Source organism: Streptomyces sp. NPDC050504 (assembly GCF_044458065.1).
GTDB lineage: Bacteria > Actinomycetota > Actinomycetes > Streptomycetales > Streptomycetaceae > Streptomyces.
The window spans coordinates 383,944-397,970 of the sequence record NZ_JBITHO010000005.1; the positions used below are offsets into that span (position 1 = coordinate 383,944).

15 protein-coding genes are annotated in these 14,027 nt (G+C 71.6%); all 15 read right to left on the reverse strand.

Going from position 1 to position 14,027, the window contains the following annotated elements; all coding sequences use genetic code 11:
• Nucleotides 1–8: 8 nt before the first annotated feature.
• The 15 genes from ACIBNE_RS20660 to ACIBNE_RS20730 all read right to left on the reverse strand — a co-directional run bounded on the left by ACIBNE_RS20660 (nt 9) and on the right by ACIBNE_RS20730 (nt 14,027).
• Nucleotides 9–887 carry a hypothetical protein gene (locus ACIBNE_RS20660; protein ID WP_399273520.1) on the reverse strand — a complete coding sequence of 293 codons (879 nt, stop codon included), beginning with the start codon at nt 885–887 and terminating at the stop codon, nt 9–11.
• A gap of 67 nt (nt 888–954) precedes the next feature.
• Nucleotides 955–2,715, reverse strand: a complete 1,761-nt coding sequence (locus ACIBNE_RS20665; RefSeq protein ID WP_399273522.1) for a Hint domain-containing protein — start codon at nt 2,713–2,715, stop codon at nt 955–957.
• A gap of 136 nt (nt 2,716–2,851) precedes the next feature.
• On the reverse strand, nt 2,852–3,979 hold the full coding sequence (locus ACIBNE_RS20670) for a hypothetical protein (RefSeq protein WP_399273523.1): 1,128 nt from the start codon (nt 3,977–3,979) through the stop codon (nt 2,852–2,854).
• Nucleotides 3,980–4,313: 334 nt separating this feature from the next.
• On the reverse strand, nt 4,314–4,934 hold the full coding sequence (locus ACIBNE_RS20675; protein ID WP_399273524.1) for a DJ-1/PfpI family protein: 621 nt from the start codon (nt 4,932–4,934) through the stop codon (nt 4,314–4,316).
• Nucleotides 4,935–5,174: 240 nt separating this feature from the next.
• Complete coding sequence (locus ACIBNE_RS20680; protein ID WP_399273526.1) at nt 5,175–5,801, reverse strand: OmpA family protein; 627 nt, start codon at nt 5,799–5,801, stop codon at nt 5,175–5,177.
• Nucleotides 5,802–5,809: 8 nt separating this feature from the next.
• A complete protein-coding gene (locus tag ACIBNE_RS20685) occupies nt 5,810–6,388 on the reverse strand; it encodes a hypothetical protein (protein ID WP_399273528.1) in 579 nt (192 codons plus the stop codon).
• Between the two features lie 27 nt (nt 6,389–6,415).
• Nucleotides 6,416–7,096 (reverse strand): pilus assembly protein TadG-related protein, encoded by a 681-nt coding sequence (locus ACIBNE_RS20690; RefSeq protein ID WP_399273530.1) that lies wholly within the window; start codon nt 7,094–7,096, stop codon nt 6,416–6,418.
• Nucleotides 7,096–7,320, reverse strand: coding sequence for a hypothetical protein (locus ACIBNE_RS20695; RefSeq protein WP_399273532.1), 225 nt, complete (start codon nt 7,318–7,320; stop codon nt 7,096–7,098). Before ACIBNE_RS20695 ends, ACIBNE_RS20690 begins: the two co-directional genes overlap by 1 nt.
• Before the next feature lie 243 nt (nt 7,321–7,563).
• Nucleotides 7,564–8,631, reverse strand: a complete 1,068-nt coding sequence (locus ACIBNE_RS20700) for a response regulator (RefSeq protein ID WP_399273533.1) — start codon at nt 8,629–8,631, stop codon at nt 7,564–7,566.
• Nucleotides 8,632–8,700: 69 nt separating this feature from the next.
• Nucleotides 8,701–10,041, reverse strand: a complete 1,341-nt coding sequence (locus ACIBNE_RS20705; protein WP_399273535.1) for a sensor histidine kinase — start codon at nt 10,039–10,041, stop codon at nt 8,701–8,703.
• 10 nt (nt 10,042–10,051) lie between these two features.
• The gene (locus ACIBNE_RS20710; protein WP_399273537.1) at nt 10,052–10,942 is read right to left on the reverse strand and encodes a DUF5936 domain-containing protein; all 891 of its coding nucleotides are present in this window, start codon (nt 10,940–10,942) and stop codon (nt 10,052–10,054) included.
• A 10-nt stretch (nt 10,943–10,952) separates the two neighbouring features.
• Nucleotides 10,953–11,891 (reverse strand): type II secretion system F family protein, encoded by a 939-nt coding sequence (locus ACIBNE_RS20715; RefSeq protein ID WP_399273539.1) that lies wholly within the window; start codon nt 11,889–11,891, stop codon nt 10,953–10,955.
• 11 nt (nt 11,892–11,902) lie between these two features.
• Entirely contained in the window at nt 11,903–13,240 is a 1,338-nt protein-coding gene (locus ACIBNE_RS20720; protein ID WP_399273541.1) for a CpaF family protein, read from the reverse strand.
• 35 nt (nt 13,241–13,275) lie between these two features.
• Complete coding sequence (locus ACIBNE_RS20725) at nt 13,276–13,641, reverse strand: TadE family protein (RefSeq protein ID WP_399273543.1); 366 nt, start codon at nt 13,639–13,641, stop codon at nt 13,276–13,278.
• Nucleotides 13,642–13,643: 2 nt separating this feature from the next.
• Nucleotides 13,644–14,027, reverse strand: coding sequence for a pilus assembly protein (locus ACIBNE_RS20730; protein ID WP_399273545.1), 384 nt, complete (start codon nt 14,025–14,027; stop codon nt 13,644–13,646).

Below are 14,027 nucleotides of genomic sequence, written 5' to 3' on the forward strand. Positions count from 1 at the left end.
CCGGCCGGTCACCCCCAGGGCAGCGCGGCCGGGCGGCGGCGCCACCACCAGCCCCGGTCGGCCGCCGCCCGGCCCGAGCCGGTCAGCCGTCCCGTCAGCGCGCCGCCGTCGTCCTCGGTGTGCGCGCGGAACACCGCGTCGAGCCCGTCCACCGCCCCGGCCAGCCGCTCGCGGAACCCGTCGGGCGCCGTCGCGAGCCGCTCGGCCAGCTGGTCGCGGGTCCGCAGGTCCGCCAGGTACAGCTCCTGCGGATAGCGGCCCGTCGGCGCCCAACCGGACGCCGTGCGGGACACCAGCCGCTCCCAGAGCAGCAGCTCCTCCCGCGCCCTGTTCTCCGGGGACGGCGCGGGCGCGGTGCCCTCCGGGTCCGTGGCGGCGGCGAAGGCGTCGGTGACCGGCGTGGCCAGCGGCTCGGCCCGGTGGAACTCCGGCAGCGGGCCGACGCGGGCGCCGGGGAGCTGGGCGAGCGGGGCGTCGGACGCCTCCACGGTCAGGACGGGGCGCCCGCCGCTCCCGTCGTCCGCCTCCTCGACCCGTACCCGCGCCACCGTCCCTTCCGGCGTGGCGGCCCAGTACGCCGAAGGGGCCGGCTCCTGCCCCGGGTACAGCACGGTCGTCCCGGTCCGCGCCGCGAGGCGCAGCGCGGCCCGTGCCTCGTTCGGCGGGTCGCTCACCGCGTCCGAGACGTAGACGTCCCAGCTCAGCGCCACGTCACCGGTCACCGGGCGGTAGCCGCAGAGCACCGGGGCCGCCCAGTCGCGGTCGTCCTGCTCGGCGTCCTCGTCCGCGACGTCCACCTCGGCGGCCGTGACCCCTGTCAGGTCGGCCAGCGCCGCCGCCATCTCGTCCGGCGCCGGTCGGCGCACGGTCAGGAAGTTGTAGATCACCGGTCGCCCACCCGGCCGATCGTCCGCCTGCTCACTCGGCCCGTCGTCAGCCTGCTCACTCGGCCGGTCACTTGTAGGTCCCGTCGTACACCTGCTTGGCCTTCTCCACCACTCCGGGGTTGTTCGCGAACCGTGGGTTGCGCGTCAGGGCCGGGACGTCCGTCCTGCCGCCCGCCTTGGCGATCTCCTTCAGGGCCGCGTACTCGTTCCTGTCCAGCTCCACGAGCCCCTTGCCCGAGATGGGGAACGTCCTGCCATTGTCCTCCACCCCGTACTTCCGGCCGTTGATCTCGTACGCGCTGCCGTTGTCGACGAGCTTGGCCCTGCCCTCCGCGATGCCCTGGATGTCGGCCTCCACGTCCGCCTCCCTGCCCTTGAGGATGACGGTGTTCTTCTCCTTCACCATGCCGTTGCGCGCGCCCGCCACGCTGTGGCGCGGGTGCGGCGGCTTGAGCTTCTTCCCGGCCGCCGGTCCCTTGACGCCGGGATCGGTCTGCCACTCCTTGCAGGGGTTGTTGTTGTGGACGAGGGCGGACGCGGACCCGATGCCCACGTAGTACGCGTGGATGCCGTCGACCGCCAGGTCGAAGGTGGTCTGCCGCTGGGTGTACCGGGCGACCGAGGTGACCCGGAGGCCGGACCCGTCGGGCAGCCGCAGCACGTCCCCGGCCTCGATGCCGCCCGCCTCCGCCCAGCGCCGCTCGCCGGTCAGCCAGAAGGGGTGGGTGTCCGTGGCGGTGACCGTGCCCGCCGCCGTGCCCAGCCGGGTGAAGTCCTTGTCGTCGTGCGTGACGAAGGTGTGCGTGACCCGGCGCCGCTCCGTGCGGCCGTGCCGCGGGTCGGTGGCGAGGACGCGGTCCCCGATCCGTACCGACTCGATCGGGACGCGGGTCCCGTCCGCGCGCAGGACCGGGGTGCCGGGCGGGAAGCTGTGGCCGACCAGGCAGTCGCCGGGCTTGTCCGGGTCGGGCTTGTCCGGGTCGGGCTTGTCCGGGTCGGGCTTGTCCGGGTCGGGCTTGTCCGGGTCGGGCTTCGGGTCGTCCTTCGGGTCGGGCTCGTGGGGCTTCTTCTGCTTCTCCGCGTCGAGCTTCTTGCGCGCCTCGGCGAGCTTCCCCTCGGCCTCGGCCACCCGTTTGCGGTTCTTGATCAGTCCCTTGAGGCCGTCGTAGAGGTCGCCGCCGTGCCTCTTCAGCCGTTTGATCAGGCCGGCGGCCTTCTTCCACTTCCACGGCATGCCGTACTTCTTGGCCAGTTTGGCGACGGCCCCGCCGATCAGGCTCAGCAACACGTTGACCAGCGTCTCCGTGCACGCGCCCATGTCCCCCTGGGTGATGCACGCCAGCGCGTCCTTGATGCCCAGCTCTTCGGCCAGGATGTCGGCGAGTTCCTTCGCCGCCTCCAGGGCCTTGTCGGAGTCGGACTTCTCGTCCCGCTTGGCGTCCTGGAGTTCCTTCAGCGCCTGGTCGTAGGCGATCTGCGCCGGGGAGGCCGGGTCGTCGGTGCTTCCCGGCGCCTTCGTGCCGTCCGGTCCCTGCGCCCGGGGCTCGCCGCCGTCGCCGTCGCCACCGCCGCAGTTGCCGCCGCCGGTGAGCCTGCACACCTCCGTGCCGATCCGCTGCGACAGCTCCGCGCCGATGCCCGTGGCCACCAGGGACCCGATGATGGCGGCGACGATCAGCACCAGGCCCAGGTACTCCAGGGCCCCCTGCCCCGACTGCGTCCTCCGCAGACCGACGAGGCGGGTGTCCGTACGCGCTCCCGCCCTCCTCGCGCGCGAACGCCCGCGGGTGCGACGCGGATCCCTCGGGTGGTCCCCCTGGTGCGACATGGCCGGAAGGCTAGTCACCGGGGCGGCCGGACGCGTGGGCCCCGGGACCCAACCCGGGGCCCGTATCCCCGTATCCCGTACCCCCGTGTCCCCGTACTCCCGTACCCCCGTATCCCCGTATCCCCGCGCCCGGTCCTCACTCCGTGCGCTCCCGCACCTCCTCCAGCAGCGCCGCCGCCTCGATCGCGCCGATCCCCGCCGCCGCGCACCGCTCCGCGAGCGGGACCACCCAGGGGGCGAACCTCGCCGGGTCGCCCGCCATGCGCAGCCAGCGGAACACCGAGCCCGCCGCCTCGTCGCGCAGCAGCAGGACCAGGTCGAGCAGGACGGCCTCCACCTGGGCCAGGGCGCGCTCCTGGAGGCCGTACACCTCGCCCCTCCCCCGCCGTTCGCACACCCACGCGTCGACGTCGGCCCAGGTGAAGCGGCCGTCCTCGGGGATCCGGGCGAGGAGTTCGCGCTGGATGTCGTCCCAGACCTCGCGCATCCTGCCGGTCGGCAGGTTCAACTCTCTTATGTGCGGCGGAAGTTCGCGGTCCTCCAGGAGCAGCGTCAGCAGTCCGCGCGCCTCGCCGACCCGCCACTGGGTGTACGGCTGGTCCAGCGCCTCGGGTCTCCTGCGCAGCGCGGGCGGCAGCACACAGTCCCCCTCGTACCACCAACGGCGCACCGCTGGGCTGAAGTTGACCACCAGGACGTCCCCGGCTATCACCCGGAACACCCCGCCCTCGCAGTGGATGACGCTCTCGTGGACCTGTCCCGCCTCGTCGCGGCGCTCCTCTATGCCCGTGACGTCCCAGCCGCCGACCTCGTCGGACGGCAGCGGAACCTGCGAGAGGTCGCGGAACTCCCACTGCACCGGCGGCACGCACCACACGGGGAGCGAGGGCCAGCTTCCGGCCTCCACGCGCAGCGTCCAGTCGGTGCCGCAGGTCAGCACCACCGAGCGGCCGCTGGCCACGATGAACTCGACGGCTTCCGGCTCGCCCGCCTGGCCCTCGGGGCGGTAGAAGATGCCCTGCACGCCCGTGATGCGCGCGTCGCGCAGCCAGGCGGTGCCCCAGTCGACCTGCCAGCCGTTGCGCGCGAAGACCTCTTCGGCCTCGTCGCGGTCGGCCAGCCATTCCCCGACGCACTCGTGCTCCATCTCGGGGTCGTCGGCCAGCCGGACGTAGACGCCGGTCTCGTGCAGGTCGACACGGATGAAACGGCCCTTCTCCTCACCGCCGACGAGCCGTCCGACGGCCCCCAGGGGCACCACCACGACCTCTTCCTCCCCACACGCTCCCCACACGGGCTTCCGCCCCTGGCTTCCCCGCTCGCCCTCCCGCTTTCCCCTCGCTCCAGGGTCCCACTTCGGACGCCTCAGTGGGGCCCGGGACCGGCTTGAGAATGCCCTTGTCCCACAACCTTCAGGCCGCGTCGGGGAGTACTGGGAATAGAGAGGTGGATGTGGGGCAGAGGGTTCGGTCCCCGGGCGATCGGACGGAAAACCGCGTACGGGAGGCGGCGCGCGGGAGGGGCGGGAAGCGCGGAAAGGGCGGGAAGCACGGGCGCACCCCCGTGGCACCCGCCCTTCCCGCCCGACTCTCGGCGGGCTACGCGGAGAACTCGGCCCGGAACCGCTCCACGATCCGCGCGGGGGCCTTCTCCGGGGAACCGGCGTCGTACGGCGGCTGGGGGTCGTACTCGATCATCAGCTGTACGGACTGGGCGTGTTCGTCGCCCGCGATCCCGCCGACGAGCGTGAGGCCCATGTCGATGCCGGACGAGACGCCGGCGGCGGTGACGTACTTGCCGTCGAACACGACCCGCTCGCCGGTCGGGTCGGCGCCGTACCCCTTGAGGGCGTCGAGGTAGAGCCAGTGCGAGGTGGCGCGGCGCCCTTCGAGCAGCCCGGCGGCGCCGAGCAGCAGGGAGCCCGTGCAGACGGAGGTCGTCCAGGTGGAGGTGGCGTCGACGGCGCGCAGCCAGTCGAGGACGGCCCGGTTCCGCACGTCGGGGGCGGGGCCGCCGGGAACGACGACGATGTCCGGCCGGGCCACGTCGGCGAGCGCCCGCCCGGCGACGAGCGTGAGGCTGCGGGTGTCGTCCAGGACGGGCCCCGCCTGCTCGGCGACGAAGACGACCTCGGCGCCGGGGAGGGCGCTGAGCGTCTGGAAGGGGCCTATGGCGTCGAGGGCCGTGAAGTTGTCGTAGAGCAGGACCGCGATCTGCATTCCGTCCCCTTAAGGCGTGGGTGGACCGGCTGTTGCCGCTCGGCACTCCGATTGTTCGGGGACGGAAGGGATGTCCACAATGACGAATACCCCACCTTTCCTGCCACGCCACCCCAACGGCACCGCCCGACGCCCCACGGCCCTCGCCCCTCGGACCTCGGGGGCCCGCGCGAACGGGCCCGACGCCGCGCGGAACGCGGTGCCGGGCCCGTTGGTGTGCCGCTGCGGTGCCGCTGCGCCCTAGTCGCCCTTGCCTCGCGGGAAAGTGATCTCCACGCGGCGGTTCTTCTTGCGGCCCTCTTCGGTGCTGTTGTCGGCGATGGGGTAGTCCTCGCCGTAGCCCCGGATCTCGAAGGTCACGCCCGGCACCTGCTTCGCCAGAACGCCCTGCACCGCGTCGGCGCGCTGTTTGGAGAGGACGTCGCCGTGCTCGGACGAACCGAGGTTGTCGGTGAAGCCGAAGACGCGGATGCTCCTGGCGTTCTGCTTCTTGATCTCCTCGGCGATGCCGGCGATGCGGGCGTTCGCGGCGGCGCCCAGCTTCGCGCTGTCCTTGCCGAAGAGGACTTCGGCCTGGAGGGCGAAGGAGACGTCGGTGTTGGTCTCCGAGCGGCGCTCGTCGCCGCTCAACTCCTCGACCACGGACTTGATGTCCAGCACGCGTACGTCGCCCAGGGACGCGCCGTCCGCGAGCATCAGGCCGTCGGCGCCTGGGTCGACCTTGACGGGGGGTTCGGCGCTGGGTGCCGCGGTGGGGTTCTCGTCGGCGACGGCCGTCGATGCGGCCGCGGTCAGCGAAGCGCTGAGCATCACCGCCGCGGCCACGCGGAGTGCGATGCGGCGGTGCGTGGGGGCGTTCGAATCCATGGGTGTCATCACCCGGAGATCTTGATCGTGGCGATGGGCATCGTCGGCACCTGGAAGTCGACTTCGGACGTGGTCTCGGGCGGGGCCGGGAACTGGGCGTAGAACGCCTGTTCAGCGCCGGGTGTGAACCCCTCGAACTTGGTGCACAGGCAACGTCCGTCCGTGTCGCGAAGGATCAGGTAGCGCTTCTTGCCCGCCTTGTCGACCAGCGAAGAACCCGCCATGGAGGCGCTGTTGCCCGCCAGCTCCTGCTCGTCGCCCTGCCAGCCGGGGGCGGCGAAGATCTCGCCCGTCTTGTTCTTCACCCGGCCCTTCACCGTGACGAAGCCGCCCGCGTCGCGCCGGGCGGCGTTGATCACGATCTCCACGCCTTCGGCGTTCTTGACGGTGGCGAGAACCTCGGATTCGTCCTCCTCCGCGGGAGCACTGGGCTTCTGCCCGGCGGAAGCCGGAGTCCGCTCCTTGGATTCCTCGCTCTTCTTCTTCCCGTCATCGCCCCCGCAGGCCGTCAGGGAGACGGCCATCGCCACGGAAGCCGCAGCCACGGCGGCCCTCTTGAGGCGTACTCGGGTCAGGGCTGCACGCATGAGCGCGCTCCTCTCGCTGTCATTCGTTTACTGGCCGGTCAGATGGACGGAGAAGAGGTCGGCCAAGGACGGAAGGTCGTCGAGCTTTTCGGGGTCGATGGAGATGTCGTCACGGTCGTCGCACACGAACTTGTACCACTTCGACACCTCTTCCCCGCCCTCGTCCTCCTCTTCGCCCCCGTCCTGGCCGCTCGGGCCGGGCGACGGCGTCGGGCTGGGTTCGGGCTTCCTGCCCTCGTCCTCCTCGATCCGGCAGCGCGGCTCGATCACCGCTGTCGCGGTCGCCGTGGCCTTCGTGGACTTCGTGGACTCGATGACCGAATCGCCGACGGTCTTGTCGGTGCGGACCTTGACCGTGTACGTACGCCCCCCGGACCAGCCGGATTCGCACCCGTCGACGCTCGCCCCGTTGCGGCCGGCGAACGTCGAGGCCTCGGCGCAGGAGCCGTGGCCGAAACCACGCCCCTCGATGAGGTCCTTCCACGCGACGAGGTCGAAGAGGGCCGGCCACCTCAGCCCGTCCCTGGCGCCCTGGGCGGCGGCCAGCGCGGCCGCGTCGGCCGCGGTCTGGGCCTCGTTCTTCTTCATGGAGGCCTGGCCGACGGCGAAGTAAACGAACGCGAGGAAGAGCAGGCTCGCCACCATCACGATGTAGATGGGGAAAGCCTGCCCTGCCTCGCGGTGCTTCGGAGCGCTCAGCGCTGCCACTATCCGGTGATCTTGGCGATCTCCGTCTTGATCTTCGTCGAGATGGTGGTGCCGAGGTTGGTCTGCATCAGTGCGAGAACGATCGCGACGACCACGATGATGATGCCCATGTACTCGACCGCGCCCTGGCCCCGCTGGCCCTTCGGCTTGGTCTTCATGTAGTCCATGCGGAACTGGGCCCAGGCCCTCGTGTTCTCCACGGCCTTCAGCAAGGTGACCTTCATGGTGTTCCCCTCCGAGTGCGGCCGACCTCGATCCGGCCGACGGGTAAGTCTCTGTGGTGCCGTCGGCGTTACCGGCTTCCTCCTGGCCGGTGCCGCTTGCGACACGAGAAACGTACTCGGAAACACTTTGCGCACCAGAGGGCCCGTGGGCCCAAACGCGGGCCCAACCACGGGCCCAGCCGGCCCGGGTCCCGCTCCGGGCCCGTCGGCCCGCGTCCTCCGTGCGCCCCGCACGTCGCCGCTTCACGACGCGTTCCCCCCAGGTGACGTGTGTGCCGTGCCGAGCCAGACCGCTATCGCCTCGCTGCGCGTGCTCGCGTGGAGCTTGGCGAAGATGCGGTTGATGTGGTTCTTGACCGTCTTCTCGCTGATGAAACAGGTGGCCGCGATCTGCTGATTGCTCATGCCCGACGCGATCAGGTCCATCACCTCCGCCTCCCGTGAACTCAGTCCGAAGCCCTTGCGGTCGGCGGCACGCGTCTCTCCCGCCATCGCCGAAGACTGTGCCACAGGTGATTGCACTTGCGAAAGTGTTCGCGGCTGCCGCACCTGTGGCGGGATGCCGTCGAGAGGCTGAACGCCCGGCAAATGGCCCGGGATATGGGGGTTTTCAGGTACTCGTCCAGGCTCGGACAGCGGCCCGTACCCCTGTCCGGATACCGGTGCACGACCGTGTGCATGTGCATCATGCGCCGTCGTCAACGCCGTTCCCAGGCCCTCTGGCAGCGCCGCGCCGGGGCCGGTCGGGGGGCCCTGGCGCATGTGCTGGAGCAACGCGTTCGCCGCCGTCGCCGTGAAGTGCGCGCGGCCCGCCCTGATGTCCCGTACCGCCTGGACCAGTTGGTCAGCCGTGAACTCGCCGTGCACCAGGTAGCCGCCCGCGCCCAGGCGCAGCGCCTCGTGCACGATCTCGCTCTCCCTGCTGTAGGTCAGCATCATGACCGGCGCGACCCCGACCAGGTGCGGGAGCGCCGAGATGCCGTCCACGCCCGGCATGCGCACGTCCAGCAGGACCACGTCGGGCCGCAGCCGCACCGCCGCCTCGTACGCCTGGCGGCCGTCCGCCGCCTCGGCCACGACCTCGATGTCCGCGCGGCCCGAGAGCAGTACGCCCAGGCCGGCCCGTACGACCGGGTTGTCGTCTGCCACCACGACGCGCAGCGCCGCGGGCGGCGGCATCGGCGGGGCCGGGGGGAACGCGGGCATCGGGGCGGGCTGTGCACCGTGCGGGGGGTACGAGGGCGTCTGCTGGGAGACGTGGGGCTGCTGCGCCCACTGCTGACCCGTCGTACGGGAAGCCTCGTCCGGCATCTGCGGTCTCCTCTCGATCTAGTGGGGGGAAGAAAATGCGGGGGGGGGTGGGGGGGTGGGGTGCTTCGGTCAGTCCAGCGGCGGCACGCGCCCCGTCGTCACCTGCGGGGTCTCCTCCGGGAGCAGCGCCGCGAGCGGCAGTTCCACCCGCACCTCCGTGCCCCTGGCCGCCCTGCCCTTGCCGATGCGGATGCGGGCGCCGATGGAGGCCGCCCGTTCGACCATGCCGACGAGGCCGAAGTGGCCCGCGCGCCGGAGTTCTTCGAGGGTGGTCCCGGCGGGCAGCCCGCGCCCGTCGTCGTACACGCTGACGCGCACCACGTCGCCCACGACGCCCGCCTTCACCTCCACGTAGCCGGGCCGGGCATGGCGATGCGCGTTCTCCATGGCCTCCGTCGCGACGGTCAGGAGCTGGCGCGCCACCGCCTGCGGGACCTGCGGCACGGGCACGTCGCCGAGCCGCAGGAAGACGGCGCGCAGGCCGGTGCGCCGGGTGAAGTCGGCGGTGCGGGAGGAGAGTTCGCCGAGCACGTCCACTCCCCCGTCCAGGCCCGACTCGCGGCGCAGGTCGGAGAGGAGTTCGCGGGACTCGGCCGCCGCACGCCTGGCGGACCTGGCGACCAGCTCGGCCTGGTGCTTGACGATCTGCGGGTCGGTGCGGTCGGCGGACGCGGCCAGGCCCTCGGCCGCCAGGGCCAGGCCGTGCAGGGTCTTGGCGACCGAGTCGTGCATCTCGCGGGCCAGGCGGGCGCGCTCGGCCTCCACCGCGCCGTTGACCGCGAGCCGCGCCCTGGTCTCGGTGAGCGCCTGGCTCGCGCTGCCCATCCGGAGCATCAGGTTGCGCAGGGTCACGCCGACCGCGCCCGCCAGGACGCAGAATCCCGGCAGCAGCAGCGAGGCCGCGAGGCTCGCGTCGAGGTCCCGGTTGGCGCCGTAGGACGCGGCGAGCACCAGGCACTGCACCGCGGCGAACACCCCCGCCGTCCGCCAGCCGTAGAGCAGCCCGGCGAGCAGCGGCGTGCACACCACCGCGTACCCGACGGAGGACTCCGGGGTGGCCGTGAAGACGAGCAGCGCGCCGAAGAGGGTGTCGACGGCGAGCAGCGCGGGGTGGCGCAGCAGCAGCGGGCCGAAGCGCTCCCAGTCGCGGTAGAGGGCGTACGAGCCGACGAAGGTGACCAGGACGGCCGCGCCGACGAGCCAGCTCGCCGGGCCCTTCGCGGAGTTGTCGATCGCGGTGGGGGTGCCGATCGCGATCATGGCCAGGCGGAACAGGAACACCTGCCTGGCCAGCGCCTGGAGGGCGTTGACCTGGATGGACACCGTGGGTGCCGGCCCCGGTGGGGTGCTGAACGGCAGGCCCTGGTCCGCGGTGGGTGAGGGGCCGGCCTGGAGCGGGACGGACGTCATGGGCGGTCGTTCACTCCCCTCCGGTCAGCGAGCCGAGGTCCGTGCCGGAGCCCAGGAGCATCGCGGTGACCATCAGGATCATGGTCGCGGGGACCATGAAGGTGGTGACCATGAGCGTCGCCTTCGGCACGGCCTTGGCGGCCTTGCGGCGGGCGTTCTGGGCGTCGGTGCGGCGCATGTCGGCGGCGATGGCGATGAGCGTGTCGACGATGGGGGCGCCCAGTTCCTCGCCCTGCTGGAGCGCGGTGACGAACATCGCGACCTGCTCGGAGTCGTTGCGGCGGCGCAGTTCGTCGAACGCCTGGCGGCGGCTGACGCCCATGTCCATCTGGCGCAGGGTGATGCGCAGTTCGTCGGACCAGGGGCCCTGGTACTTCTCCGCGACGCGGTCCAGGGCCTGGCGGAAGCCGAGCCCGGCCGAGACGACGACGGCGAGGACGTCGAGGAAGTCGGGGAGGGTGCGCTCGATGTCGTCCCTGCGCTGGCGGACCGCGGCCCAGATGCCGACCTCGACCCAGTACAGCCCGAAGGCGACCATGAGCAGCGCGAGGAAGATCTGGCCGTTGGTGAGCATGGCGAAGGCGGCGAAGCCGCCGAGCGCCCCGTAGACGGCGCGGCGCGCGGCGTAGCGGTCGATGGTGAGGCCGCCCGGGTTGCCCGCCATGTCGATCTTGCGGCGCTTCTCGTTGACGCGCTTGGGGCCCATCATGCGCAGCACCAAGGGGGCGTAGCGCATGCCGAGCCGGTCGATGCCGGAGCCGACGGCGGTGGTGCGGGTGGAGCCGATCTCCAGGGCGACGGCGAGGTCGCCGGGGAGCTTGGCGTCCGCCCGGTACATCCGGATGCCCTTGAAGACGCCGAAGACGCTGAGGCCGAGGAGGAGACCGAGGATCAGTGACATGGGTGCCCCCTCAGATGTCGATCTTGGAAATGCGGCGGATGGCGACGAAGCCGAGGACGTAGAGGCCGATCGAGACGACGACGGCGATCTGGCCGCCGAGCGATCCGGTCATCCGGTCGAGCGCCCCCGGCAGCATCTGGTCGACCATCAGCAGCGCGCCGACGCCGATCGCGGGGACGGCGTAGGCCGTGGTGTTGACCTGGGAGAGCTGGGTGCGCACCTCTCGCCTGGTCTCCTTGCGCTCCTCCAGCGTGTCGGTGAGGTTGCGCAGCGAGGAGACGACGGTGCCGCCCGCCCGGTTGGACAGGATCAGCGTGGAGACCAGTACGACCAGTTCGCGCGAGGGCAGCCGCTCGGCGAGTTCGCTGAGCGCGTCGTCCAGGCTGCGCCCGACGGCGAGCTGGTCGGAGACGGTGCGCAGTTCGTCGCCCGCGGGGGCCTCCAGTTCGTCGGCGGCCATGCCGATGGCGGTGCGCAGCGCGAGGCCGGCCTGGGTGGCGTTGGCCAGGACCCGGGAGATCTCGGGGAGCTGGCCGATGAACGCCTCGATGCGCTTGGCTCGGTGCCAGTTGAGGAAGGTGTTCGCCGCCCAGACCCCGGCGAGGCCGGCGAGCGGGCCGAAGAAGGAGGCCAGCACGGACGAGGCGATGAGCCAGAGCGCGACGACGCCGCCGAGCATGTAGGCGACGTACTCGCCCGGAGTGAGGCTGAGGCCGGTCGCGGCGAGCTTGAGCTCGATCTTCCGGCCGTACTTGGTCCTGCGCAGCCGCCGGTCGAAGGCCGCGAAGCGGCGGCCGCGTCCGGTGTCCGAGAGCTGTCCGGTGTTCGAGAGGCGCTCGACGAGCGCGTCGCGCTGGGCCCTGCCCGAGGTGTACGCGTGCAGGCCCGCGACGCCGAGCACGCAGCACAGCAGCGTGACGCCGATCGTCAGGAGGGCGAGATTGTCCATGGCGGGGGTACCTACTTGGCTTCTCGGGCGGAGAGGTGGCCGTCGGCCGCGGCGACTCCGTAGGCCTGCGGAATGGGCTGGCTGGCCATGTAGAGGCGCTCGGCGAGGCGGCGCGGGAGCGGGCAGTACTGGAATTCGCCGTGGATCCGGCCGTCGGCCGCCATCGGCCTGGCGTTGAAGCGGGCGAGGGTGACGATGCGGTACGGGGCGCTGCCGTGCGAGTCCAGGTAGGAGATCTCCGTGACCCGGCGGGAGCCGTCGGCGTGCCTGGTCAGCTGGACGATGACGTCGACGGCGCTGTTGATCTGGTCGTGCAGGGCCTCGAAGGGGACGTTGATCTCGGACATCGAGGCGAGCGTCTGGAGCCGCATCAGCGCGTCCTCGGCGCTGTTGGCGTGGACGGTGGCGAGCGATCCGTCGTGACCGGTCGACATCGCCTGGAGCATGTCGAGGGCCTCGCCGCCGCGGACCTCACCGACGACGATGCGGTCGGGGCGCATGCGCAGGGAGTTGCGGACCAGGTCGCGGATGGTGACCTGGCCCTTGCCCTCGACGTTGGCCGGGCGGGATTCGAGGCGGATGACGTGGTTCTGCTGGAGCTGGAGCTCGGCGGAGTCCTCGATCGTGACGATGCGCTCCTCGCCCGGGATCAGTCCGGAGAGCGCGTTGAGCAGGGTCGTCTTTCCGGTGCCGGTGGCTCCGGAGACGATGACGTTGAACTTGGCCTGGACGAGCCCGGAGAGCAGCAGCAGCATCTGCTCGTCGAGCGAGCCGAAGCCGATCATCTCCTGGAGGCTGAAGGACCGGGGGAAGCGCCGGATGGTGAGCGTGGGGCCGGTCAGCGCGAGCGGCGGGATGATGACGTTGACGCGCTCGCCGCTGGGCAGGCGGGCGTCGACCATCGGGTTCGACTCGTCCACGCGGCGGTTGACGGTGGAGACGATGCGCTCGATGGTCTGCATCAGCTGTTCGGTGGAGGCGAACCGCAGCGGCAGCAGCTCGACCCGGCCGCCGCGCTCGACGAAGATCTGGTCGGGGCCGTTGACCATGATTTCGGTGATGGAGGCGTCTTCGAGGAGCGGTTCGAGCACGCCGAGGCCGAGCGCCTCGTCCACGACGCGGCGGATCAGCTGGCCGCGTTCGACGGTGGACAGGACGGGGCCCTCGCGGCTGATGATGTGCCCCAGTACGCGCTCCAGCCGGGCCCTGCGGTCCGTGGCGGCGAGCGACGACATCTCCGCGAGGTCGATCTCCTCCAGGAGCTTGGCGCGGTACGTGGCGACCAGGTGGCCGTCTTCCCTTCCCCCGCCGTTGTCCTCGGGGGCGGTGACGCGTGCCCGCAGACTCATGGGTCGTAACTCCTCGGTTGGTGCGTGTGGGGCGGTCAGTCGCGCTGCGAATCGCGGGGCATGGTGGCCGACTTCTCGACCGTCTCGTCGAACAGTCCGGGGAAGAGGGAGGGGATCTTGACCCTCGCGGTCACCGTGACCGACTCTCCGCCCCGCTCCGGAAGGAACTCGGCGTTCCCCTGGAGCCAGTTGCTCAGGGACTCGCTGCCGACGCTCTGGAAGTCCCCGCCCTGCGCCGCGCTGCGGGCCGACGCCCTGGCCGCCGTGCCCGCCTGCTGGGCGGTGAAGGCGACGATGCCCAGCTGGATCGCGGCGAGCGCGATGATCAGGAGTACGGGGAGGAAGCCCAGGTACTCCAGGGCCACCGAGCCCCGTTCGCGGTTCTTCCTGCGGATGTTCACGGTCAGTCGTTCCCTTCCGCCGCCGCGCCGCCGGTGGCGCGGATCGTCACGGGCAGGCTGATGAATCCGGGGACGAGGAGGGGGGCGCGGAGCTCGACCGTCGCCTTCGCGACGCGGTCGTCGCCGCCGCACTCCACGTCGCCGTTCTCGGCCCACGCCCCGGGCAGCCGGTCCTTGCCCGCCTTCCGGCAGGCCGCCCCGCCGTCCACCGCCCCGGCGCGCGCGGCCTGGTCGGCCGCCGCGCCCGCGAGCGTGAAGGTGTAGCCGATCAGCACCATCTGCCACAGCAGCACCACGGTGACCAGGATGATCGGCACCATCCCGGTGAACTCCACGATCAGCTGACCCCGGTCGCCCTTCAGGCGTCCGGCGAGCCGACCCCGCAT

What these genes read in the sequence shown, in the direction of transcription:
- ACIBNE_RS20700 (WP_399273533.1), bottom strand. Translation starts at nt 8,631, where the DNA reads ATGCCGGACGAGGCTTCCCGTACGACGGGTCAGCAGTGGGCGCAGCAG.
- ACIBNE_RS20695 (WP_399273532.1), bottom strand. Translation starts at nt 7,320, where the DNA reads ATGAAGGTCACCTTGCTGAAGGCCGTGGAGAACACGAGGGCCTGGGCC.
- ACIBNE_RS20680 (WP_399273526.1), bottom strand. Translation starts at nt 5,801, where the DNA reads ATGGATTCGAACGCCCCCACGCACCGCCGCATCGCACTCCGCGTGGCC.
- ACIBNE_RS20675 (WP_399273524.1), bottom strand. Translation starts at nt 4,934, where the DNA reads ATGCAGATCGCGGTCCTGCTCTACGACAACTTCACGGCCCTCGACGCC.
- ACIBNE_RS20715 (WP_399273539.1), bottom strand. Translation starts at nt 11,891, where the DNA reads ATGGACAATCTCGCCCTCCTGACGATCGGCGTCACGCTGCTGTGCTGC.
- ACIBNE_RS20705 (WP_399273535.1), bottom strand. Translation starts at nt 10,041, where the DNA reads ATGACGTCCGTCCCGCTCCAGGCCGGCCCCTCACCCACCGCGGACCAG.
- ACIBNE_RS20685 (WP_399273528.1), bottom strand. Translation starts at nt 6,388, where the DNA reads ATGCGTGCAGCCCTGACCCGAGTACGCCTCAAGAGGGCCGCCGTGGCT.
- ACIBNE_RS20720 (WP_399273541.1), bottom strand. Translation starts at nt 13,240, where the DNA reads ATGAGTCTGCGGGCACGCGTCACCGCCCCCGAGGACAACGGCGGGGGA.
- ACIBNE_RS20710 (WP_399273537.1), bottom strand. Translation starts at nt 10,942, where the DNA reads ATGTCACTGATCCTCGGTCTCCTCCTCGGCCTCAGCGTCTTCGGCGTC.
- ACIBNE_RS20665 (WP_399273522.1), bottom strand. Translation starts at nt 2,715, where the DNA reads ATGTCGCACCAGGGGGACCACCCGAGGGATCCGCGTCGCACCCGCGGG.
- ACIBNE_RS20730 (WP_399273545.1), bottom strand. Translation starts at nt 14,027, where the DNA reads ATGCGGGGTCGGCTCGCCGGACGCCTGAAGGGCGACCGGGGTCAGCTG.